Raw genomic sequence first — 1,672 nt, forward strand, 5'->3', positions numbered from 1 at the left:
CGGAGTTTTTCAAGGTAGTTGTCCGATTTTCCCGTTTTATGCTGCTGCCTGAACCGGCACGATTTCCCGATTTGGATTCAGACTTACTGGCCCTATAGGGCTCCAGTTTCTTGTTGCTCTGCCAGCCCATCGCTCTGGATACGCTGATTTCGCCTGTTCATACACCTCTTTACGCTTTGCCAGTAGTGCCTCGTCTTGCTGCTTATGACGCTGCGCCGGTGTCACGAATCTTATGCCGCTGTGGCGATGCTCATAATTGTAAAAGCGCGTGAACTCCAGCATCCACTCTCTGGCACAGCCTACTGTTGCAAAGCCACTTTTCGGCCACTGAGGGCAGTATTTCACTGTTTTAAACAACGACTCCACATACGGATTATCATTGCTCACTCTGGGCCTGCTGTATGAGGACGTTATACCCAACTCCTGCAACTTCACCCTGAGCGTGCTGCCTTTCATCGGGCTGCCGTTATCCGAGTGCAGTACCAGTGGTTTAAACAGGCACTGCTCCCGTAGTACCGCGCGCTGTACCAACTCACTGGCCAGCTGGCTGCATTCCTTGTCATGCACTTCCCAGGCTACCAGTTTACGGCTGTAAATATCGATGATCGCGTATAAATACCAGTACAAGCCGCGTATACCTGAGGGCATATAGCTGATGTCCCAACACCACACCTGATTAGGTGTTGACGCACTGTAACTGGTGGGCATTGCACGCTTCTGAGGTGCTTTGCTTTTGCCACGGTGGTGCTGCTGGTTTGCCGCTTTTAAGACCCGATACATTGTCGATTCTGACGCCAGATAAATACCTTTATCTGCCAACCGAGGCACAATTTGCGACGGCGGTAAGCTGGCATACTCTTCATCATTGCAGGTTGCCAATATCTGCTCGCGCTCAGCGTCATTGAGCTTGTTCTTCGGCTCAGGCCTGATGGCTACTGGCCGTTTATCTTCAAGCACTGCACCTTGCTCATCCCGCCAGCGACGAAGTGAGCGCAATGGTATCTCAAGTTCCTGTGCGGCTTTATCACGCCTGGCACCGGCTAACACGGCTTCATCAAACCAGCCCAGGTTTAAGCTGCGCTCGCTAACCGACGTTAACTGTCCTCGTCCTCCTTGTCGTAGTACGCTCTGAGCTTTTTTCGCAACACCAGCAACGCTGCCGCCTCCGCCAGTGCTTTCTCTTTACGGTTTAGCTCTCGTTCTAACTGCTTAATGCGCTTTTTATCTTCTCTGGCCTGCTTTTTCTCAGCTGCCTTGCGCTGAGCCTCGCTCATATTGCCCATCACACAAGCAATGCGCCACTCTTTAACCTGCTCAACCAACAAGCCTTTTTCACGGCAATACTGGCTTAACTCGGTTTCAGATAACGGGGCCGTTTCAATGACTACCGCCAACTTTGCTTCTCCTGACCAATCATCAGGCTTTTGTCCACTTACCGGCACGGCATATCCTTGAGCTTTTAACTGATTACGCCAATTGTACAGCGTCTGCTCGCAAATGCCTTCCTCTCTTGCCAACTGCGCTACTGAGCGACTGACTGGCGGTAATAACTTCTTTAAGATCGCTTCTTTTCTTACTGGTGAATAAACAGCCATTTGAACCTGCTAACCACCCGCCGTCTGACTCTGACTATTGTGAAAAGAAGACCGGACAACTACTCTGACACGGCGGG

General features: G+C 51.1%; 1 protein-coding gene. It reads right to left on the bottom strand.

What is annotated here, in order from left to right; all coding sequences use genetic code 11:
• Positions 1-36: 36 nt before the first annotated feature.
• Positions 37-1,595, bottom strand: a protein-coding gene (locus tag H141_RS21370) for an IS3 family transposase (RefSeq protein WP_205620430.1) whose coding sequence is annotated in 2 segments (ribosomal slippage) — positions 37-1,109 and positions 1,109-1,595 — 1,560 coding nt in all. Because the reading frame shifts where the segments join, the coding sequence is not laid out codon by codon here.
• Between the last annotated feature and the right edge of the window lie 77 nt (positions 1,596-1,672).

It is taken from the genome of Arsukibacterium perlucidum DSM 18276 (genome assembly GCF_000382165.1).
GTDB classification, from domain to species: domain Bacteria; phylum Pseudomonadota; class Gammaproteobacteria; order Enterobacterales; family Alteromonadaceae; genus Alishewanella; species Alishewanella perlucidum.